Source organism: Yersinia hibernica, from assembly GCF_004124235.1.
Lineage (GTDB): Bacteria > Pseudomonadota > Gammaproteobacteria > Enterobacterales > Enterobacteriaceae > Yersinia > Yersinia hibernica.
In genome coordinates, this window is record NZ_CP032487.1 from 367059 (window position 1) to 385871 (window position 18813).

Below are 18813 nucleotides of genomic sequence, written 5' to 3' on the forward strand. Positions count from 1 at the left end.
AATGCGACATATCACTGAGTTAGAGGATCATATTAAATCCAACTCATCATTAGTTCAGCAAGGAAAAGCCTTACTGACAAAAGAAAAATCATTGGTTGCCCATCAATTGTCTCTCCAGCAAACACCTGAGAATTATAAATATCTGCATGACATAATGTTAGCATTTGACAGTGCTGAAAATATTATAGAAACACTGATTCTTCGCTATAAGAAATAATTTTGTTTGTGATGCTATTTTTTAAAAGCAATGATTAGAATGTAAAAGATCAACGGAAGTAAATAATACAAAATCAAATGAAGAGCTAATGAATAGATAAGGACTGTTATATGAGTGAAAATGATCCTATTCAATATATGCTAGGTGATCTTCAGGGTAGATATAGTCAGTTAAACTCTGGCCTTAATAAACTTAAGGATTATCAACAGTATATTGAGCTGCTGCAACAACGTGCAGTTCACGATAGTAAAGCCAGAGAAGCATTATCCCGTTTGGATGCGGCTTTTCCTAATGGTTTTCAACAAGAAAAAACCAAAATGTTGGATTGTATTTCACAGATGAATATACAGTTTAAACAGTTAGAGACACAACTTAAGAATATTAATGCCACTGAGAGCAAACTCCCGTAGTGACAATCTTCTTTAAATATTATTTCAACTGAAAGGTAGGAGTGTTTATATGTTAACGAATACGTATATCAGTATGCCAGAATACTCTTCAGCACCAGCGGCGAAACCCTTTGTAGGTGATGTTAAAAAAAATATCGCCCCTTATGCTGCCAATAATTCAGATGATATTTTTAGTATAGGATTAGAAGTCTTATATTCATTTCTTGATGTGCTTTCTAATATTGCCAGCACCAATTTTAAATCTATGCAGGCGCGCTCAAAATATGCCAGTGATACACAGGATATGTCTAATCAAGTCGATGAGGTTATTGCCAAAGCCGCAAAAGGTGATGATAAAACAAAAGAGCGCCTACCTGACTCAGTCATTGATTTTATGCGGAAAAATGGCATTACCGTTGATGGAATGAGTATTGATAAATATTTAAGCGAACATGGCCCTGAGTTGGATAAAGGACAACTTCAGGCGGTGAAAGCAGCATTGGATAATGAGAAAAATCGTGCCACAGACACGATGAGCCAAGATCAATTACAGCTACAGAAAATTATGCAGAGTTATAACGTTTGCGCCAATAACATCAGCACATTGCAAACAGGTTTAAAAGATTTACTGATGACGATTGCCCGCAGTTTTTGTTAATAATATTGCGTGCTGAGGATGGTGTGACATGAGTATTCAACCCAGTGACGAGATTATTAACTTTATGCGGCGAGGCGGCTCTCTGCACATGTTAGCCAAAATGAACCCACAAGATTTGGCATTGGTATATGAATACACTGTGCAATTGTGCCAAGGCGCGGAATATGACAGCGCCAAGCGATTATTAAATTTATTAGTGCGACTGGATCATTGGAATTTCTCTTATTGGCTGACCTTAGGTTTGTGTTATCAGCAAACGGCTGATTTTCATCAGGCCATTTACAGTTTTAGCCGTGCAGGACAGATTCAAGTCGATGACCCTAGGCCCTCCTATTTTGCTGCGCAATGTTATAGGGCTTGCGGTAACAGGGATTACGCTGAAAAAGCTTTCCGAATGTCATTAAATTGGTGCCATTCGCACCCTGAATGGGCTCAAGTGAAACAACAAGTCGAACACGGGTTAGCGGCTTTGCTACTGGAGGTGTGACATGTCTGATGCCATAGGTTTTAAAGCATCCGTTTTGAGTGATTTACCGGTGATGATGGTGGCTAACAGCCCCGCGTTATCGCCAATTAAAATGCCCGACTGGCGCGGTATTGCTGGGCTGCCCTCCCCACTGGATGCCAATACCCGCTCCCTCCGAGTGACACAACAAAATGCGCAAAGTGCGCTCGATCGTTTGCTGGGATCTTTGCCGCGCGCGGGCTTAGCTGAAGCGGGCGGAAACCGATTTTTGCTTGATCGCCCCGACAGTATGGATATGCAACTTATCATGTCGATGGCCGGTAATCTGAATATTGGGCTGTTCTCTGACTTGTGCAAATCAATAGGTAAGCAAATGGAGCGCGCCACGGATGTTCAGGCTTTTTTACGTGATAAGCGCGTATCTGAATATCAAAAACAGATTGATAAAGCTGTTGAGCAAGCCGATAAAGCCAAAAAAGCGGGGATTTTCAATGCGGTATTTGATTGGATTATTGGGGCTGCCGAGGTGGTTTATGGCGCGCTTAAGATTGCTGAGGGTGTTTTAACCGGTGATCCGGTCGCGATGACATCGGGGGTTGCCTATTTAGCCGCGGGCACGGCGGGATTGGTCAAAGCCGCTGCGGAAACCGCGATGTTATGTGGGGCACCAAAGGAGAAATGCCAGGAAGTTATTGATGTTGCAGGTAAAGTTCAACTGGGATTTGAGTGTTTTGCCATGGCAATTGATTTGTTTCAGGCGGGCCGCGCAATCAATGCTGCCCGTGCCGTGACCCAAGGAGCGGGTGATGTACTGGCAAAAGGAGGGGGGGAAGCATTGACGGATGCTATCAAACGCGGCGCAACTGAAGAAATTGAGCAACTCGCAGGGCAGTTTGGTAAGGATGTTTGTCAGCAGGTGAGTTGCGATATCTCTATGAAAGCAATGGAAATAGAGATGGTCGAGGCCACTGAGATGGCATCAACCGCAGCTAAACAGGCGGTAAAGGCGGAAATGACTTTGGTACGCAATATCACCAAATCATTTACTCACCAAGGGATCGAAAAACTGGTGAGTGGCGTCACCAAAAAGCTGGCTCAGGACGCAATAAAAAAAGGGGTCATTCTTACCACCGAGGAATTGAGCCAGCAGTGTACTCGAGCCATTATGAAAAAGTCAGTGACAACAATTTTAAAAGATATTGCCACTTCACCTTTACTGATTATTCAAAAATGCAGTAGTGCGGCAGTACAAATTAATAATGGCCAACTATCTGTTCAAAACGCCGGGTTACAAAAAGAGATTCAAAAGTTAATTCTTGACCAAGATTTTACTCAATTTATGGATGAATGGGTGGAGCGAAATAAACAGCATCAGCTGAAACAACTCAAGGAAACTTCTCAGAATGCACAAGATTCATTAACAAAATTAAATGACAATATCCGTCAGAACGGCATGTTACAGGTCGGCATTGCAAACTCATTGATATAGCGAGGTTATTATGAATATGTCAGTTAATCATCAAATAACACTACCTGAGCAAAGTAAAATCGCCACTGAAAAGGAGAGTGAAAGTGCGGGAAACTATACTGAGAATTTTATCTCCGACCTGTCAAATATTATTTTTAAAATGAATTTATTATTTAAAAAAATACGTGATTTGCTTAATAACTATAATCAGAAACAACAAAAACTCGGTTGGGATATTCAAGTCAGCTCAATGAGTAATAAACGTGAAGCCATCGATAAAACAGCATCTGGCGCTATTGCAAGTGGTGTCTGCTCTATTCTTTCAGGCCTTGTCAGCGGCGCGGGGGCGGCAGCTAGCTTTAAATTCGGTGATATTGCAACACATGGCGGCTCAGCACTCGGGCAGCTCGGGGCAGGCAGTGGTAAGTTGGTTGAAGGGGATATGGCGCGTAATGCAGATTTGCTACGTATGACCAGTGATCTGCAAAGCAGCAGCGCACAATCTTATAATAAGAATATAAGTGAATTACTGGATAAACTGAATGAATCGCGACAAAATATGAAGGATTTGGGTAATAGCATAAATAATATGATGGGCCAAATTTCCATGGCGGTGAAGTTATAAACCATGAAATATAGTTCACTCAATGCCGAACAATATTTAAGCCGTAAAGGTTGTCCAGTTAAAATAGCTTACTTTGAAGAAAGTGCACTGCAAATAGGTTATGAGTTTCAGCTTTATGATTACCGTGTTATTTACCGGGTGGAGAGTGGTGAGTTTATTGTTTGTTACTTGGAAAAAACGGATGACAATGTCTTGCCCGGTAATTTTTTTAAATTATTTAATTTATTACATCATTTAGGAAAAAGTATTAGTGAGTTGTCGATTATCAGAATGATGATTGTAGATAATGTGTCCAGTCCAACTCTACAATCAATGCGCCATCGGCTTATTAAAATACTTATCGCTAAAGGGGCATTGAATAAAAGTATTAATGGTGATGACTGGTTGTTATTTGATGTTAGCTAAGGGGTAACATGAGTGAGGATGGTTTTGATGAATTACAGGCGATTTGCGCTAACATAAATAGCGCATTAGCGGGCAAGGGTATTATTAACTTACCAGTTGTAAGTGATAATCAGGATATTCATTCTCAGGAGGTGCAAGAAAGATATTCACGGGGTTATCAGGCGTGGTTAGAAAGTAATTATAGTGCGGCTGTAGCCGATTTTTCTTGGCTAACATTACACTGCCCATTAGAGCCGCACTTTCATTTGGCCCTGGCGGGTGCTTTGCAAATGCAGCAAGAGTTTACACTGGCGATGAGTGCTTATGCTTGCGCACTACTGTTGGAAGCAAAAGACCCGCAACCCGTTTATCAGATGGCCGTTTGTTTACATGCTCTAGGAAAGGGAGTGGATGCTAGAGAGGCATTACAAACAGTGATAGAGATGAGTGACATGTGCCCCGAATATGCTCCGGTAGTAGCGAAAGCCAATCTATTATTGGGCAAGGTGTAAAGCAGAGATAGATATTAATAGGAAGTATTTAATGAGCTTAAATATATCAGAAGCCTTTTCTGTTAAAATCTCTCCAAAACATGAAGCTTACGTAGCGCATATTAATGACGGCCATGATATTGAAAAGCCCGAGTTACCTTATGTAACTATATTTAAAGAAAAGGCTAAAGATACTGAATTAGATGTCAATAAATTACTGGATACTCAGGAGGATATAAGTAGCACTTTGATGGATGTTCGCGTGAAATTAGCCAGGAAGCAATTTTTTATCAATGTGATTGAATTGGCAGTTTCTTTAGCATCCTTCGGCGTAAGTGTCGGGATTAGCATCTGTAGTGGTGGCCTGGCAACGCCTATTAGCGTAATAACAGGGTTAAATCTGATGTTATCAATATCAAACCTGGCCTGTGCTTACCATAACTGGGATTGCGCCAGTAAAAATAAAGATGAGCTGACCATGGGGAGTGATGCAATGCAGCAGGCTGTTTTTATGTTAGCCAAATATTGCGATGCCTCTCCTCATAGTGCGAAAAAAATTGCTCGTTTTACTTCCTATTTTGTCCGCGTGGGAATAGTGGTTTCATTAGGCGCAATAGGCGCGTTAATCCATCCGGTAGTGAGTAGTAGTTTATGTTTACTGGCCAAAAATTATATCCCAATATTCACTTCAATGTTGAGTGTTATTACTGCCGGTGCATTAGGTCTTTGGATGAATCATGACAGTGATAAAAGAGATGCAGTGACAGAAGCCTTAACGACAAATGAAAAAGAAGTCATTGAAAAACTATCCAAATTTGACGGGTATCTACAGATGTTAAATGAGATAGACAAAGCCACATTCCCTGCGGGAAAAATGGCATAGATACTTTAATTAAATCTAAGGTCTATACCGGATATCGATTTGCCAGGTTATTTGTCAATATTTTACAAGGACAATGGCACTCGAAGGGATATTATGAAATCAATAAAATTTATTCTATTTCGCCAAGAGGGAATATTACGAAGTGAAGGGGGTTGTTATACTGTTCCAGCTGGGAAGCTAGTTATTACCGATGAGCAGGCAAGTGTATCCTCTTTTTCACAAAGCACGTTTATCTCAATATTGTGTCATTCCATAGACCTGTTACCGTTATACCAGGATTTAGCCAGTAAAATGGTGCAATCGAATAAATTCCGATTACCTCAAAACGTATCTGAACGCTACAAAGTATTGCCTGCAAATAACGATATTATTGGTGCTGCGGAACAGTTGGTTGATATTGAGCGAAGTGCATCACTCCGGTTTCTTTATCTATATTGTTTGGGGTTGGAACCGATTTACTTCTCTCAATTATTAGAATCAATCGTGGGCACCAACAATGAATTACTGGAGTTCTTCGACAAGAATCGTCTCAACCCATGGACAGTTTCACGCTATGCCGATGAATTAGGTATTTCGACACGTAAATTGAATTTCTTGTTTTACGAAAAATTTGGCATGTCTGCCAAGCAATGGTTACTTGATCAACGTTTGAAAAAAGGTTGTGAGTTGCTGTTATCCACCAGATTACGCGTGGCAGATATTGCCATGGAGTGTGGATTTAGCAATCACGCTCATTTCTCTGATAGTTTTCGTCGCCGTTTTCAGCAGTGTCCGTCACATATGCGGTCACTTATGGAATAGGGGGTCTCATGGATATAAACGTATTAGTTGATGGGTTGGCGCAGAGCATTAATAAGATTGGACAGGATTTTCAAAGCCAGATGACATCCGGTAATCCCTCTGATCCTGAACACATGCTAAAAATGCAATTCGCTATGCAGCAATATTCATCTTATATCAATTTCAGCAGTGCTTTGATGAAAGGGATTAAGGATATGGTCAGTGGGATTATTGCCAAAATATGATCTTACTTTCAGCACCTTGCCGCCAGCTATTGGTAGAGGCCGCGCTAGCGGGAGTGAATCACAGTTTATTGGCAGAGGCTCGCGATATTCTTAATGTCTTACCTCAGTTAATTCCCGATCCTCAAGTGCGTTTAGTTTGTGAGGCCATGTTGTTATTTGGGCTTCACCGCCAGAATGAGGCATTGGCGCTATTGGCGTCCTCTACCTCAAAAGAGGCGCGTGGTATGTCGGTTTTGCTGCAACAAGGAATTTCTTGTTCCGCCAAAATATAATTCTGCGCGCTATCACACGATTTATTCTCCCGAGGTTATCTGATGGAAATTGATGCTATCAAAGCGGCTACCAGACCGAGTACGGCATTTCAGCAGCCAGCTGATGCGCAGCATATCGCCAAATTTGCGCAGTTAATGCAGCCGGTTGAGCCATCCACTCCCATGATGTCTCCGGATAATTTGCTACCTATCCAGTCTGAATGGATGCATGCCACATTGGCCGTTGATTTAACTGCAAAAGTTGTCGGTGTTGTCGGGCAGAACATCAACAAACTGGTCAATATGCAATGAGAAGGGGGGGGCGCGCGCTAGCACTATTCCTGATGGTGATGTCACTTTCCGGTTGCGGTATGGAGCTGTATAGCGGGCTGGCGGAAGGGGAAGCCAACCAGATGCTGGCGTTATTGATGTTGCATCAGATCAAAGCGGAAAAACAGCCCGAAAAAGGGGGCACCGTCGGGCTGAATGTCGATAAAAGTCAGTTTATTGATGCCGTGGAACTGCTACGCCAAAATGGTTTTCCACGCCAAAAATTTGCCACGGTAGATGAGTTGTTTCCATCGAATCAGTTGGTGACGTCTCCGGGGCAAGAGCAGGCCAAGATGGTTTATCTAAAAGAGCAGCAATTGGAAAGCATGCTGAGCCATATGGATGGGGTGATTCAAGCGGATGTGACCATTGCCATGCCTGCGCCAACAGATGGTAAAAGCAGTGTTCCGCATGCGGCCTCGGTGCTTATTAAGTATTCACCGGAAGTTAATTTATTGAGTTATCAACCGCAAATTAAGAACCTGATCCGCGATGCTATTCCGGGAATCGATCTTTCACAGATTAGTGTGGTGATGCAGCCGACTAATTATCGGTTCAGTGCTCCAGCCATAGCGCAGCAAAGTCATTCCGAAGCGGCGCTGCAATGGCTATTACGCCATGCTGCTACCTTGCAGATAGCCGTGGGTTTGCTGCTGGTGTTGCTGGTCGGGCTGTCAACGGCTTGCTTGTTGCGGTATCTGCGCCGCTAGGGGAGGGAGGAGTGATATTGCCATTAACCGCCGATATTCGGTATTTACATCAATTAGCTTGGCGGCCGGCACAATTTGCCCATCCATTATGGTTAGCGGCGGCGGGGCTTAAAACAGGAAATTACTGCTATGGCCGCAGCCATGAATTAGATGCCGCGCTGAATGTCGTACTAAATAGTTTGCGAAACTTTCCGCAGCAATCACTGCCCGCCCTATTGACCCAACAGCAGCAATATCAAATAGTGGAACCGCCGCGTTTATTGGCCCGCTGCCTGGCATTGGGATTGGTTTATTTGCAATGTGATGATTATCTACGCCTACGCCAGTATCGGCAGGCACTTGCGCCGTTATTTGACGAAAGTGACATCCAGCAGTTAATGGGAATGGGATATCGCGGCTATCTTCCTGCCCGATTAAGCCCGCAGCAATTGCCCATTGTTGCTTCGCGACTGGGGCAGAGCCTGGCTCATCATGTTCGTCGTGATTGCATTGTGTGGCGAGCAATGTGTATTTCATTACCCCCGTTACCGCGGTCACTATTTATATCGCGGTCGTTATCCCTTGCTGTTGATCATTGGCTAACCCGATTAGAGCGTTTGTTGTGAATCCCTTTCAGCTCCGCGTGGAGAAATTTGATTTTTCATTGCCTGTTGGCGCGGTTATCCCTGCGGCTCAGTTACACCAAATGGTACAACGCCGCGATATTTTGTCTGATGCCCAAGCGCAGGCCGCTGACATTATGCAAGCCGCGCAAGCGGAGTGCGAGTTACTACTGGCTCAAGCACAACAGCAGGCGGAGACGCTGATTGAGCAAACTCGGCACCAAATGGAATCTGATGTGTTAGCCCAGCATGTTGCTTGGTTAGTGGCGGGCGAACATGTGCAGTCATCACTGATTACGCAGTCCCGAGCAGCTATTTTGGCCGCGCTTACCGCGGTGATTACCGCTTGGGCGGGAGAGCAGGCGGCGAGCCAAATTCTGATTCATCGTCTGGCGGCACAGGTGGCAAAAATGGCCCAGCATAATCAGCTAGAGTTACGGGTTCACCCACAGCATTTTTCTGCCGTGGCCTCGGCACTAGGCGCGCGAGTGCAGTGTGTGGCAGATGACAATATGGCAGAGGATCAGGCGCAATTTGGCTCTCCGGTGCTCCAGCTCACTCTTTCTCTCCAGCGCCATTTATCGCAACTTCTTCTGTGGCTACAGGAATCACCGGAACCATTGATTCATCAGGATTTTATCTCATCAGGACCTGCGCATGATAACGGCCAATAATAATGTGTCAGATGCCGATGCCATTCACGGACTCTCGCGCCATAGTGGCGAGTTAGAGGGGGAAATAACGCCCGCGCGATCCGTGATGGAGTTAGCTGGCATTGAATTGTCTGAGGTCAGGCAAACGGCATTGGAAGAAACCATGGAGGAGATCGGGCTAAGTTTAGGCTCCCGATTAAAAGATCAAAAATCCGTTGAGGCGGAGGAGCGCAACCAGCGCCGCCAGCAATTACTGGTGACCTTAATCACCCAGTTATCCGCGGGCACGGATTCTTTGCTGCCCAAGCATATTCCGCTGGAGATGGATATTGCTGTGCTTACCAGTCAACTTCGCCAAGGGGGGCTGTCAGTCGGGCAGCAAATCTTGCTGCTGGCCGCGATGATGGCGTACAGCAAAAATAATCCATTACGTCGCCGCAGTTTAACGCAATTGCTAGAGCCATTACTGGAAAACAGCGGCTGGGAAATTGAGTTATTTGGTTTGCTTGAGTTGGGCGGCAAAGAAAATCGTGAACTGGGGGCGATTAAGCAACTGTTTGCACAAAGTATTGAACACAGTGAATTATCCGTCGCGGAATGGTTTACCCAAGTGAGCCGCTGGCCACAGCGCCAGCAACGGGTTCGAGTATTAATGCGCGCCGTTGCGTTTGACTTGGCTTCTCAGCCTGCGCCTAAACATGGCGAGCGGCTGGCCGCTACCCTGAATCAACTTCGCCGCTTGCTGATGTTTCTGGGGTTGGAAGACCATTGCCATCGCATGGGGAGAACCTGCGCTCTCGAGGGGGATACTATCCTGAGCGAAGTGCTGGCCGTGGTGGGCCAACCTTGGCTATTTAGTGGCTGGTTACAACCGCGGATTGAGCTGATGGCGGGTCAGGACATAAATACCCGCAGTCGATTTATTCGTCGATTCTATGAATTATTTAATCTTATGCCGCTTGATTGCTTCAATGATCAAGAACAGCAACAGCAAATTCTCGCGGTGTTACTGGAGATATAAACCGCCGAATCAGGCCAATACCTGATAGAGCTGAGGCCACGGGCTCCGTATTCTTGCTATGGATTGTTAATTCAGGCAATTATTTTGATGGGGTGTGGTTATGGAAATGGATTTAGTCGTGACCCGTAACCTCCAGTTGTTTACCCAGATGGCGGAGTTACCCTGCTCGGTATTGACCTCGCGTATGGAATGGCAGATAGAACAGCGGCTGGTTTTTCTTGAGTGGCGTAATGCGCGGTTATTACTGACCTGTGGCGTGCAACATCGGCATTATCACCATGATGACTTATTGCTGCTGCAGGAATGTTGGCAACTGGAACGTTTTAATGGTGTGCCTCAGCGTATCTACTTATTGAAAATGGGCCTGATGGTCAGTTGCTCGCCCCCTGCGCTATCTGGGGCGGAGTGTTGGTATCAGCTCTATCAGCAACAGCGCGCTTTACTCCGCCGGCTGCCGGGAGAATATCAATGAGGCAATCGGCATTTATGCGCGGTTTGATGCTGATAGTCGCGCGCCAGGATGTTTTTCTGGCGATCATGTTGTTGGTGGCGATCTTTATGATGATCTTGCCGCTGCCCACCGTGATGGTCGATGTACTGATTGCCGTCAACCTCGCATTTTCCGTCATCCTGCTGATGATCTCGATTTACCTGCGCGATCCACTTGAATTCTCGGTCTTCCCGTCGCTGTTACTCATCACCACACTTTATCGGTTGGCATTAACTATAAGTACCACACGGTTGGTGCTGCTACAGCACGATGCTGGCGATATTGTCGAAGCCTTCGGCCAGTTTGTCGTCGGGGGAAATTTGGCGGTAGGGCTTATCATTTTTACGATAATCACCGTGGTGCAGTTTATCGTGATCACCAAAGGTTCGGAGCGCGTTGCTGAAGTCAGCGCCCGCTTTTCACTGGATGGCATGCCTGGCAAGCAAATGAGTATTGATGGCGATATGCGTGCGGGCGTGATTGATTCTGTCGAAGCTGGGCGCTTGCGCGAGCGGGTGCAAAAAGAGAGTCGGCTGTTTGGTGCGATGGACGGGGCCATGAAGTTTGTTAAAGGGGATGCCATCGCGGGGATTATTGTCATTCTGGTGAATATTATTGGCGGCATCACTATCGGAGTGCTGCAACATAATATGTCTGCCGAGGAGGCGATGACCACCTATGCCGTGCTGTCGGTGGGTGATGGTTTATGCGCTCAAATCCCGTCATTACTTATCTCAATCACTGCTGGGATTATTGTGACCCGGGTTCCCGGCAATAATAAACAAAGCTTGGCGAAAGATCTGGCCGTGCAAGTAGGGCGTCAACCGGATGCCTTGTTGCTGGCGGCAGCTATTCTGGCTATTTTTGCGCTATTACCGGGTTTTCCTTTTGTGGTTTTTATCATTCTGGCCGCACTGGTCGCCACCCCTGCCCTTTTACTGTATCGGAAAAAAAAGTTCAGCGCCGGGGCGCGCGACAGTGGCGAAAACCAACCTTCGCCAGCCAATACGATGGATCCAGGAGCGGTGCCGCTGATGCTGTATTGTGCGCCCAACTTACGTTACCCCCATTTGGCGCGAGACCTCGATGGCTTGCGTTGGCGCTGGTTTGAACATCTTGGCGTGCCCTTGCCCGAAGTGATTGTCCGCAGTGATGCCAGCTTGGCGGAGAATGAATTATCGATTCGGGTCTATCAGGAGCAAGTGTTGACACTGACATTGCCCGCCGATGATTTGTTACTGCTGCAACCCAGTAGCTTGCTCGCGACTCGCCATCAAGCCCTTGGCATAAAAATGGGCACTTTTGAGTGGTTGGCAGCAGAACAAGGGAGCCAGGCCAGCACCCTTGGGATCCCCTATGCGCAAGGGCATCAGCGCATTATTCATTGCCTGACCCGGGTACTCGAACGGCATACCGCTGAGTTTATTGGTGTGCAGGAAACTCGCTATCTGATGGATGCCATGGAGGGGCGCTACGGCGAGTTAGTGAAAGAACTACAGCGCCAGATGCCCGTTGGGAAAGTGGCGGAAATATTGCAACGGCTGGTGGAAGAGGATGTTTCTATCCGCGATTTGCGCACTATTTTCGGGGCGCTGGTGGCATGGGCGCCCAAAGAGAAAGATATCGTCATGTTGACCGAATATGTGCGTATTGCATTACGCCGCCATGTGTGTGGCCGGTTTAGCAAAAATAAAGCTTGGTTGCCGGTACTGCGGCTGGGCGAAGGGGCTGAAAATCTGATCCGCGAATCAATTCGTCAGACATCGGCGGGAACCTATTCTGCGCTGGGAGATAAACATTCACGGCTGCTGCTCGACAAAATAAAAAATGCGGCGGCTGAAAATACCGATGCCGTGTTGCTGACCACCATCGATGTGCGCCGTTTTCTGCGCAAAATTGTTGAGCGGGATATTTTTGTGCTGCCGGTGCTCTCCTGGCAGGAGCTGGGTGATGAAATGAATATTAAGGTGGCCGGTACCATTGAGCTTATCGGAGATGAATTGGATGAAGTTGCCTGATATCGCGGCATTAAGCTCTCAATTACCGCAACCATTGCGCTGCTCGTCCCCGCCACCCAATGGCTGGATATTTTGTGGGCCGATTTTAGATGTCGGCCCGACACTGCTACGCGCCCATTTACCCGGCGTGGCACTGGGGGAGTTATGCCAAATTGCGGCACCGGATATGTTGGCTGAAGTGGTCGGCATTGAGCAGCAAACGGCCTGGTTGTCTCCATTTGCCTCCCCTGCTGGCTTACGCAGTGGTCAATGGGTTTCTCCACTTGGCCATGCGCACCGCATTAGAGTCGGTGCTGATTTGCTCGGGCGGGTATTGGATGGTCTGGGTATGCCAATTGATGATGGCCCGCCGCTGACGGGGCATTGGCATGAGCTGGATTATCCGCCCCCAGACTCCTTAACCCGCCAGCCAGTCCAGCAAGTATTGCCCACCGGAATTCGTGCCATTGATGGGGTATTGACCTGTGGTGAAGGGCAGCGAATCGGGTTTTTTGCGGCCGCCGGAGTGGGTAAAAGTAGCTTGCTGAGCATGCTATGTCGCGGTTGTTCTGCGGATATCACGGTGTTGGCGCTGATTGGTGAACGTGGGCGTGAAGTGCGGGAATTCCTTGAGCAAGTGCTCACTCCCGACACCCGCCGCCGTACGGTGGTGGTGGTGGCGACGTCCGACCGCCCGGCACTGGAACGGCTGAAAGGTATTTATACCGCCACCACGGTGGCTGAATATTTCCGTGAACGCGGGCTAAAAGTGTTGCTAATGGCCGACTCACTGACCCGCTATGCCCGAGCCGCTCGTGAAATTGGCTTGGCGGCCGGTGAGCGGCCGGTGATGGGCAGCTTTCCGGCCAGTGTTTTCGCCGCGTTACCCCGTTTACTTGAGCGGGCAGGGAACAGTGAGCGCGGCAGCATCACCGCTTTTTACACGGTGCTGGTTGAGGGGGATGACATGAACGAGCCGGTGGCCGACGAAGTGCGCTCTCTCTTGGATGGGCACATTGTTTTGTCTCGGCAACTGGCAGGTGCTGGGCACTATCCGGCCATTGATATTGCGGCCAGTGTTAGCCGGATCATGCCGCACATTGTCAGTGCTGAGCATCAAGCTCTGGCCCAGAAACTGCGCCATATACAGGCCTGCTATCAGGAGATAGAACTGCTGGTGCGAGTGGGTGAATATCAGAAAGGGCAAGATTTACAAGCTGACGAAGCGCTACAGCGATACCCGGCAATCTGCGCGTTCTTGCAACAGGAGAGTTTATTATCACCAGGCAAAACCGACACTCACGAGCTGGCTCACACCTTGGCGCAACTCGCACAGGTGCTGGGTTAGTCAATCCCGCCGTGGGTATTTTCCAGCGCTTATTGGCACTGCGCCAGCGCAAAGAGCGCCGGTTACGTCAGCAATTAATGTGTTTGCAGCAAGAGCAGCAACAACAAGCACAGCAATTGGCCAGTATCCATCAAGAACGCCAAGAATTATGCCAGAAATTACATGTATTTACCCAATGGCGCGGCCAACTGAGCCCGACGAAAGCACAGCAGCAAAAAGTGTTGCAGCACCAGCTGTATCAGGCGGAACGGCGGCTGCAAAAATCGCTCTGTGAGTTGGCGGCTCATAGACAGCAACAACAGGCCGCCATTGCATTACAGCAGGCGCAGTTGCGGGCGAATCAGTGTGAACAGGAAAAATTACGGATGCTAATAAAAGATGAGTCGAATTGATATTGAGGGGGCATTACCGCCACTGAGTGAGCAGTACCTCGGCGCGCGGCGGGCGCAAAGTTTAGCCAATGAGCGGCAAAAACAGCAATTTGCCCGCTATCTTCCCCCGCGGGCATCGCCAATGCAGGATATTGCCCAGTCAATGACGCCCTCAGAGGGCGCTAATCTGATGCAGACTGACTACCACATTATGAGTGGCCCATTGTCGGGCGTCCGGGTTCATGTCTGTCTGGCCGCGGATGGTTTGCATATTGTACTCAGCCATGCCAACGGTGAATGGGTTGAGCGCCTACAGCGGTTACAAACACGTTGGCAGCGGCAACTGCATCAATGGGGTTTTCCTTGCTTGTTGGAGGTGACCCATGCTGGGGATATTGTCGGCTGAATTACGCCATCTCAGCGGCGTGATTGGCCGGGGACGGCATGCCGCGGGGGTCTGCGCCATATTATCACCTACTGATGGTGTGGGTATTTATCTGCCGCTCCAATATGCGGGTAAGCCGTGCGGTTGCTGGCTATCTCAGTCTTGCTGGAATAGCTGGCTGCTATCGGCGCTGGCCACTGACAACCCCCAGTTGCTGGCGACAGAGTTGGTCAGTGCCATGGCCCAGTGGGCCATGAGTCCACTGGCGACGGTGCTGCCCGAGTTGGCTATCCACAGCGCGGTGCCGGTGGCCATGACACTGCTGCCCCAATGGGCCGTGGTGCTGACTTTCGAGCTGGAAGGCCAGCAACTGAGTGGCGTGTTGCTCGATTGGCCTTTGGCGGCACTAACCGCAATCTTGTCTGAATGGCAGTGTGAGCAGGTCACCGAGCCTGAGGTGCCCTGGCAAACGGGGTTAGTGTTGGGGTGGAGCCGATTATCACTGTATCAATTGCAGCACATCAAGCCGGGGGATGGGGTGCGAATCCACTGTGCCGCGGAATGGGAGCAAGGAAACTGTTGGTTATGGCCACTGGCGTCAGCACAGATTTATATCAAACTGGAAGATGGAAACAGAATGACTATTCAACAAATTAATGACGACATTGACCCGTCGCGTGATATCGCCGCACTACCGACTGCACCACAGGCGCTACAACTGGATCAACTGCCGCAAACACTGGTCATGGAAATTGGCCGTCTCACCTTGCCATTGGGCGACATCAAACAGTTGGATGTCGGGCAAACACTGCCATGCCAAACTCAGCTCTACGGAGAGGTGAATATTCGTCTGCACGGGCAATCTGTCGGAAGTGGCAGTTTATTGTGTTGTGAGGGGCAGTTTGTGGTGCTTATTAATCAGTGGCTTACCTTGCATCCTTGCGGCAGCGGCAATGGTGTTGGGTAACCGGCGGTGTGCTTGCAACTTTGAGTAAAAATAGGGCGATATGGGGTTATTCAGGTGATGACCCGATGTTGAGAAAAGCGGTCTGCGCAAATACTGTGGGTATTGTTTTTACCCAATAGGCTAGTTTTTGTGGAATAAACTATGGAGTTGTTGAATTCGTCCTCTCAATTGATTGTCCTGCTTTTTATCCTGTCATTGCTCCCCCTATTGATGGTCATGGGGACATCATTTCTCAAACTATCGATTGTGTTTTCATTGTTACGTAATGCGCTGGGGGTACAGCAGGTGCCACCCAATATTGCTATTTACGGTCTGGCGCTGGTGTTAACCATTTTCATCATGGCACCGGTGGGGTTGGATGTGCATGCCCGCCTGCAAGATGAGCCGCTGCCCAATGATATGGGGGATTTACTGCACCATATTGATGAACATGCGCTGGGGCCATACCGCGATTTTTTACAACGAAATACTGATACGGAACAGATCCATTTTTTCAACGACATCATCCAGACCAAGTGGCCAGAACGTTATCGCAACACCATCAAATCCAATTCACTACTGATATTAATGCCCGCCTTTACCCTCAGCCAACTGACGGAGGCATTTAAAATCGGATTGCTGCTCTACTTGCCCTTTGTGGCCATTGATTTGATTGTCTCCAATATTTTGTTGGCCATGGGCATGATGATGGTCTCCCCAATCACCATTTCACTACCATTCAAGTTATTGATTTTCATCTTAATTGATGGTTGGGACATGCTGCTGGGGCAGTTGGTGGGTTCTTACTTATGAATAGTCATCGAGGGAAGCGGCAATGAGTAATGCCATTGTGATTCATCTGGCGACCCAATTGTTATGGCTGGTTTTACTATTATCAATGCCGGTGGTGGTGGTGGCGTCCGTGGTCGGGTTAGTGGTGAGTTTATTGCAGGCACTGACCCAAATACAGGACCAAACATTACAGTTTTTGATTAAATTGCTCGCCGTCTCGGCCACGCTATTGATGACTTATCATTGGATGGGGGCGACATTGTTGAACTACACCCAGCAGACCTTTTTGCAGATTACCAGTATGCGGTCTTAATATGCAGGACTCTTTGTATTGGCTCGGGGCGTTGGGGCTGGCGATGGTGCGTCCTTATGGCATGTTATTGATATTGCCTCTGTTTACTGCTCGCAGTTTGGGCAGTAGCTTGCTGCGCAATGGGGTGATTCTTGCCATCGCCTTGCCGGTCACTCCGCTATTTTTCACCGCCTCATTCATGTATCACGATAGCCTCACCGGGTGGTTCTGGGTGTTATGCCTCGAGCTTGTTATCGGGGTGATGATTGGTTTTGTCGCGGCATTGCCTTTTTGGGCAATTGATATGGCGGGCTTTCTGATTGACACCTTGCGAGGTGCCACTATGTCGACACTGTTCAACCCGAGTATGGGCATGGAATCGTCCATTTTTGGTGTGCTGTTCACACAAATATTAACGGTCTTGTTTCTGACGTCAGGCGGCTTCAATTTGGTGCTGTCGGCACTTTATGGCTCTTATAATATCTTACCTGTGGGCAGTGGCATCCAGCCCACATCGGCAATGCTGCACTTTCTGCAAAGTGAGTGGCATTTGATGTATGAACTCTGTCTGAGTTTTGCTTTACCCGCGATCTTGGTGATGGTTTTAGCAGATTTATCTTTAGGGCTAATCAATCGCTCCTCTCAACAACTGAATGTGTTCTTTCTGGCGATGCCTATCAAAAGTGCATTAGCCTTGTTTCTGTTACTCATTAGTCTGCCTTATGCATTACATCACTATTTGGTGGGTATTAATCATACTGAGCAGAAAATAAGCACACTGATCCCTCTGATAAAAGGTGGTGATATTGAGCGGTGAGAGTAGCGAAAAAAATGAAAAACCCACAGCTAAACGGCTGAGAGAAGCCCGAGAGAAAGGGCAGGTGATTAAGAGTGTCGAGATAACCTCTGGGGTACAGTTGGTGGTGCTGGTGGCCTATTTTTTCCTGACGGGCACCACTTTGATGGCACAGATTAGCGCGCTGATAGGCAATTCAATCAATCAAGTGCAGCAACCTTTCACCTTGGCACTGGCGCATATCGGGTCAGAGTGCATGGCAGTGCTGGTTCATATTGTCGGAATATTGGGTGGCGCACTGATTTTAATGACGATTATCGCCGGTATTGCGCAGGTCGGGCCGCTATTGGCGAGCAAAGCTGTGGCGTTTAAAGGCGAACACATCAATCCCATCAATAATGCCAAACAACTTTTTTCATTACGCAGCCTGTTCGAGTTAAGCAAATCATTACTCAAAGTGGCCGTATTAACTCTGATCTTCGGCTATTTATTGGCGCGATACACCGCTTCTTTTGGTTATTTGGCTTATTGTGGTAGCCACTGTGCTCTCCCCGTATTTAGCACATTAATGGGTTGGTTGCTGGGCGCATTAATTATCTGTTACGTGGTTTTTTCCCTGCTGGATTATACTTTTCAGCGCTATAACACCATGAAACAACTCAAAATGTCTCATGAAGAGGTCAAGCGAGAATACAAAGACAGTGACGGAGACCCACATATTAAGCAAAAGCGGCGACAGTTACAGCAAGAGGTGCAAAGCGGCAGTTTTGCTAAAAATGTGCAGCGCTCCACCGCGGTCGTGCGCAACCCGACCCATTTTGCCGTGTGCTTGCTTTATCATCCCGATGATGCCCCACTGCCGGTGGTGATTGAAAAGGGCCAAGGTGAACAGGCCGCTTTGATTATCAAATTAGCCGAACAGCAGGGAATTCCTGTGGTCGAAAATAGGGCGCTGGCGCGGGCATTACATCGCGATGTAGTTTGTGGCGAGACCATCCCTGAGGCCTTATTTGAGCCGGTTGCTGCTATTTTGCGTCTGGCTTTATCACTGGATTATCAATCCGCTGATGACGATTACCCGCCTTGAACCCTACCGATACCCACCGGGCACTGATGCCTTTGATTGAGTTTGCTTGTAATTAACATCTAATTTTCACTACATCTCGCCGCCATTAACAAAATAATTAGCTTATTATATATAGGTCTATTTCTCCGTCGCGACC

At 47.7% G+C, this 18813-nt stretch carries 27 protein-coding genes; all 27 read left to right on the forward strand.

Translation table 11 applies throughout. From position 1 onward, the window contains the following. Position 1 precedes the first annotated feature (1 nt). The 27 genes from D5F51_RS01715 to D5F51_RS01845 all read left to right on the forward strand — a co-directional run bounded on the left by D5F51_RS01715 (position 2) and on the right by D5F51_RS01845 (position 18677). Positions 2-217: an EscE/YscE/SsaE family type III secretion system needle protein co-chaperone gene (locus tag D5F51_RS01715; protein WP_129195429.1), complete on the forward strand. Its 216-nt coding sequence runs from the start codon at positions 2-4 to the stop codon at positions 215-217. A 110-nt stretch (positions 218-327) separates the two neighbouring features. After that, on the forward strand, positions 328-627 hold the full coding sequence (locus D5F51_RS01720; protein ID WP_129195430.1) for a chromosome partitioning protein ParA: 300 nt from the start codon (positions 328-330) through the stop codon (positions 625-627). Positions 628-676: 49 nt separating this feature from the next. Beyond that, a complete protein-coding gene (sseB, locus tag D5F51_RS01725) occupies positions 677-1264 on the forward strand; it encodes a type III secretion system translocon protein SseB (RefSeq protein WP_129195431.1) in 588 nt (195 codons plus the stop codon). A 28-nt stretch (positions 1265-1292) separates the two neighbouring features. Next, positions 1293-1751, forward strand: coding sequence for a SycD/LcrH family type III secretion system chaperone (locus D5F51_RS01730; protein ID WP_129195432.1), 459 nt, complete (start codon positions 1293-1295; stop codon positions 1749-1751). A gap of 1 nt (position 1752) precedes the next feature. Beyond that, on the forward strand, positions 1753-3219 hold the full coding sequence (sctE, locus tag D5F51_RS01735; RefSeq protein WP_129195433.1) for a type III secretion system translocon subunit SseC family protein: 1467 nt from the start codon (positions 1753-1755) through the stop codon (positions 3217-3219). A 10-nt stretch (positions 3220-3229) separates the two neighbouring features. Then, entirely contained in the window at positions 3230-3823 is a 594-nt protein-coding gene (gene sseD / locus D5F51_RS01740) for a type III secretion system translocon protein SseD (protein WP_129195434.1), read from the forward strand. 3 nt (positions 3824-3826) lie between these two features. Next, positions 3827-4228 carry a type III secretion system effector protein SseE gene (gene sseE, locus D5F51_RS01745; protein WP_129195435.1) on the forward strand — a complete coding sequence of 134 codons (402 nt, stop codon included), beginning with the start codon at positions 3827-3829 and terminating at the stop codon, positions 4226-4228. 8 nt (positions 4229-4236) lie between these two features. Beyond that, positions 4237-4719 carry a tetratricopeptide repeat protein gene (locus D5F51_RS01750; protein ID WP_129195436.1) on the forward strand — a complete coding sequence of 161 codons (483 nt, stop codon included), beginning with the start codon at positions 4237-4239 and terminating at the stop codon, positions 4717-4719. A gap of 31 nt (positions 4720-4750) precedes the next feature. Continuing rightward, positions 4751-5581 (forward strand): hypothetical protein, encoded by an 831-nt coding sequence (locus tag D5F51_RS01755; RefSeq protein WP_245994865.1) that lies wholly within the window; start codon positions 4751-4753, stop codon positions 5579-5581. Between the two features lie 93 nt (positions 5582-5674). Next, positions 5675-6382, forward strand: a complete 708-nt coding sequence (locus D5F51_RS01760) for a helix-turn-helix transcriptional regulator (protein WP_025379797.1) — start codon at positions 5675-5677, stop codon at positions 6380-6382. 8 nt (positions 6383-6390) lie between these two features. After that, positions 6391-6606: a type III secretion system needle filament subunit SctF gene (sctF, locus tag D5F51_RS01765; RefSeq protein ID WP_025379796.1), complete on the forward strand. Its 216-nt coding sequence runs from the start codon at positions 6391-6393 to the stop codon at positions 6604-6606. Then, positions 6603-6878 carry an EscG/YscG/SsaH family type III secretion system needle protein co-chaperone gene (locus tag D5F51_RS01770; RefSeq protein ID WP_025379795.1) on the forward strand — a complete coding sequence of 92 codons (276 nt, stop codon included), beginning with the start codon at positions 6603-6605 and terminating at the stop codon, positions 6876-6878. The genes sctF and D5F51_RS01770 overlap by 4 nt, the downstream gene beginning before the upstream one ends. Positions 6879-6920: 42 nt before the next feature. After that, the gene (gene sctI / locus D5F51_RS01775; protein WP_025379794.1) at positions 6921-7169 is read left to right on the forward strand and encodes a type III secretion system inner rod subunit SctI; all 249 of its coding nucleotides are present in this window, start codon (positions 6921-6923) and stop codon (positions 7167-7169) included. Further along, positions 7166-7897 (forward strand): type III secretion system inner membrane ring lipoprotein SctJ, encoded by a 732-nt coding sequence (sctJ, locus tag D5F51_RS01780; protein WP_129195437.1) that lies wholly within the window; start codon positions 7166-7168, stop codon positions 7895-7897. Before sctI ends, sctJ begins: the two co-directional genes overlap by 4 nt. Positions 7898-7908: 11 nt before the next feature. Continuing rightward, complete coding sequence (locus tag D5F51_RS01785; protein WP_129195438.1) at positions 7909-8502, forward strand: type III secretion system domain-containing protein; 594 nt, start codon at positions 7909-7911, stop codon at positions 8500-8502. Continuing rightward, positions 8499-9173, forward strand: a complete 675-nt coding sequence (sctL, locus tag D5F51_RS01790) for a type III secretion system stator protein SctL (RefSeq protein WP_129195439.1) — start codon at positions 8499-8501, stop codon at positions 9171-9173. The genes D5F51_RS01785 and sctL overlap by 4 nt, the downstream gene beginning before the upstream one ends. After that, on the forward strand, positions 9157-10173 hold the full coding sequence (locus tag D5F51_RS01795) for a TyeA family type III secretion system gatekeeper subunit (protein WP_129195440.1): 1017 nt from the start codon (positions 9157-9159) through the stop codon (positions 10171-10173). Before sctL ends, D5F51_RS01795 begins: the two co-directional genes overlap by 17 nt. Positions 10174-10273: 100 nt before the next feature. After that, the gene (locus D5F51_RS01800; RefSeq protein ID WP_025379789.1) at positions 10274-10645 is read left to right on the forward strand and encodes a type III secretion system protein; all 372 of its coding nucleotides are present in this window, start codon (positions 10274-10276) and stop codon (positions 10643-10645) included. Next, positions 10642-12681, forward strand: coding sequence for an EscV/YscV/HrcV family type III secretion system export apparatus protein (locus tag D5F51_RS01805; protein ID WP_129195441.1), 2040 nt, complete (start codon positions 10642-10644; stop codon positions 12679-12681). The genes D5F51_RS01800 and D5F51_RS01805 overlap by 4 nt, the downstream gene beginning before the upstream one ends. After that, complete coding sequence (locus D5F51_RS01810; RefSeq protein WP_129195442.1) at positions 12668-14008, forward strand: EscN/YscN/HrcN family type III secretion system ATPase; 1341 nt, start codon at positions 12668-12670, stop codon at positions 14006-14008. Before D5F51_RS01805 ends, D5F51_RS01810 begins: the two co-directional genes overlap by 14 nt. A gap of 77 nt (positions 14009-14085) precedes the next feature. Beyond that, positions 14086-14400 (forward strand): type III secretion protein, encoded by a 315-nt coding sequence (locus D5F51_RS01815; RefSeq protein WP_129199127.1) that lies wholly within the window; start codon positions 14086-14088, stop codon positions 14398-14400. Beyond that, positions 14387-14785: a hypothetical protein gene (locus D5F51_RS01820; protein ID WP_129195443.1), complete on the forward strand. Its 399-nt coding sequence runs from the start codon at positions 14387-14389 to the stop codon at positions 14783-14785. The genes D5F51_RS01815 and D5F51_RS01820 overlap by 14 nt, the downstream gene beginning before the upstream one ends. After that, positions 14763-15731 carry a YscQ/HrcQ family type III secretion apparatus protein gene (locus D5F51_RS01825; RefSeq protein ID WP_129195444.1) on the forward strand — a complete coding sequence of 323 codons (969 nt, stop codon included), beginning with the start codon at positions 14763-14765 and terminating at the stop codon, positions 15729-15731. Before D5F51_RS01820 ends, D5F51_RS01825 begins: the two co-directional genes overlap by 23 nt. A 141-nt stretch (positions 15732-15872) precedes the next feature. Beyond that, entirely contained in the window at positions 15873-16523 is a 651-nt protein-coding gene (gene sctR, locus D5F51_RS01830) for a type III secretion system export apparatus subunit SctR (protein WP_129195445.1), read from the forward strand. A gap of 22 nt (positions 16524-16545) precedes the next feature. Continuing rightward, positions 16546-16815, forward strand: coding sequence for an EscS/YscS/HrcS family type III secretion system export apparatus protein (locus D5F51_RS01835; protein WP_025379784.1), 270 nt, complete (start codon positions 16546-16548; stop codon positions 16813-16815). 1 nt (position 16816) lies between these two features. Further along, a complete protein-coding gene (sctT, locus tag D5F51_RS01840; protein WP_025379783.1) occupies positions 16817-17611 on the forward strand; it encodes a type III secretion system export apparatus subunit SctT in 795 nt (264 codons plus the stop codon). After that, a complete protein-coding gene (locus tag D5F51_RS01845; RefSeq protein ID WP_129195446.1) occupies positions 17601-18677 on the forward strand; it encodes an EscU/YscU/HrcU family type III secretion system export apparatus switch protein in 1077 nt (358 codons plus the stop codon). The genes sctT and D5F51_RS01845 overlap by 11 nt, the downstream gene beginning before the upstream one ends. The last annotated feature ends 136 nt before the right edge of the window (positions 18678-18813 follow it).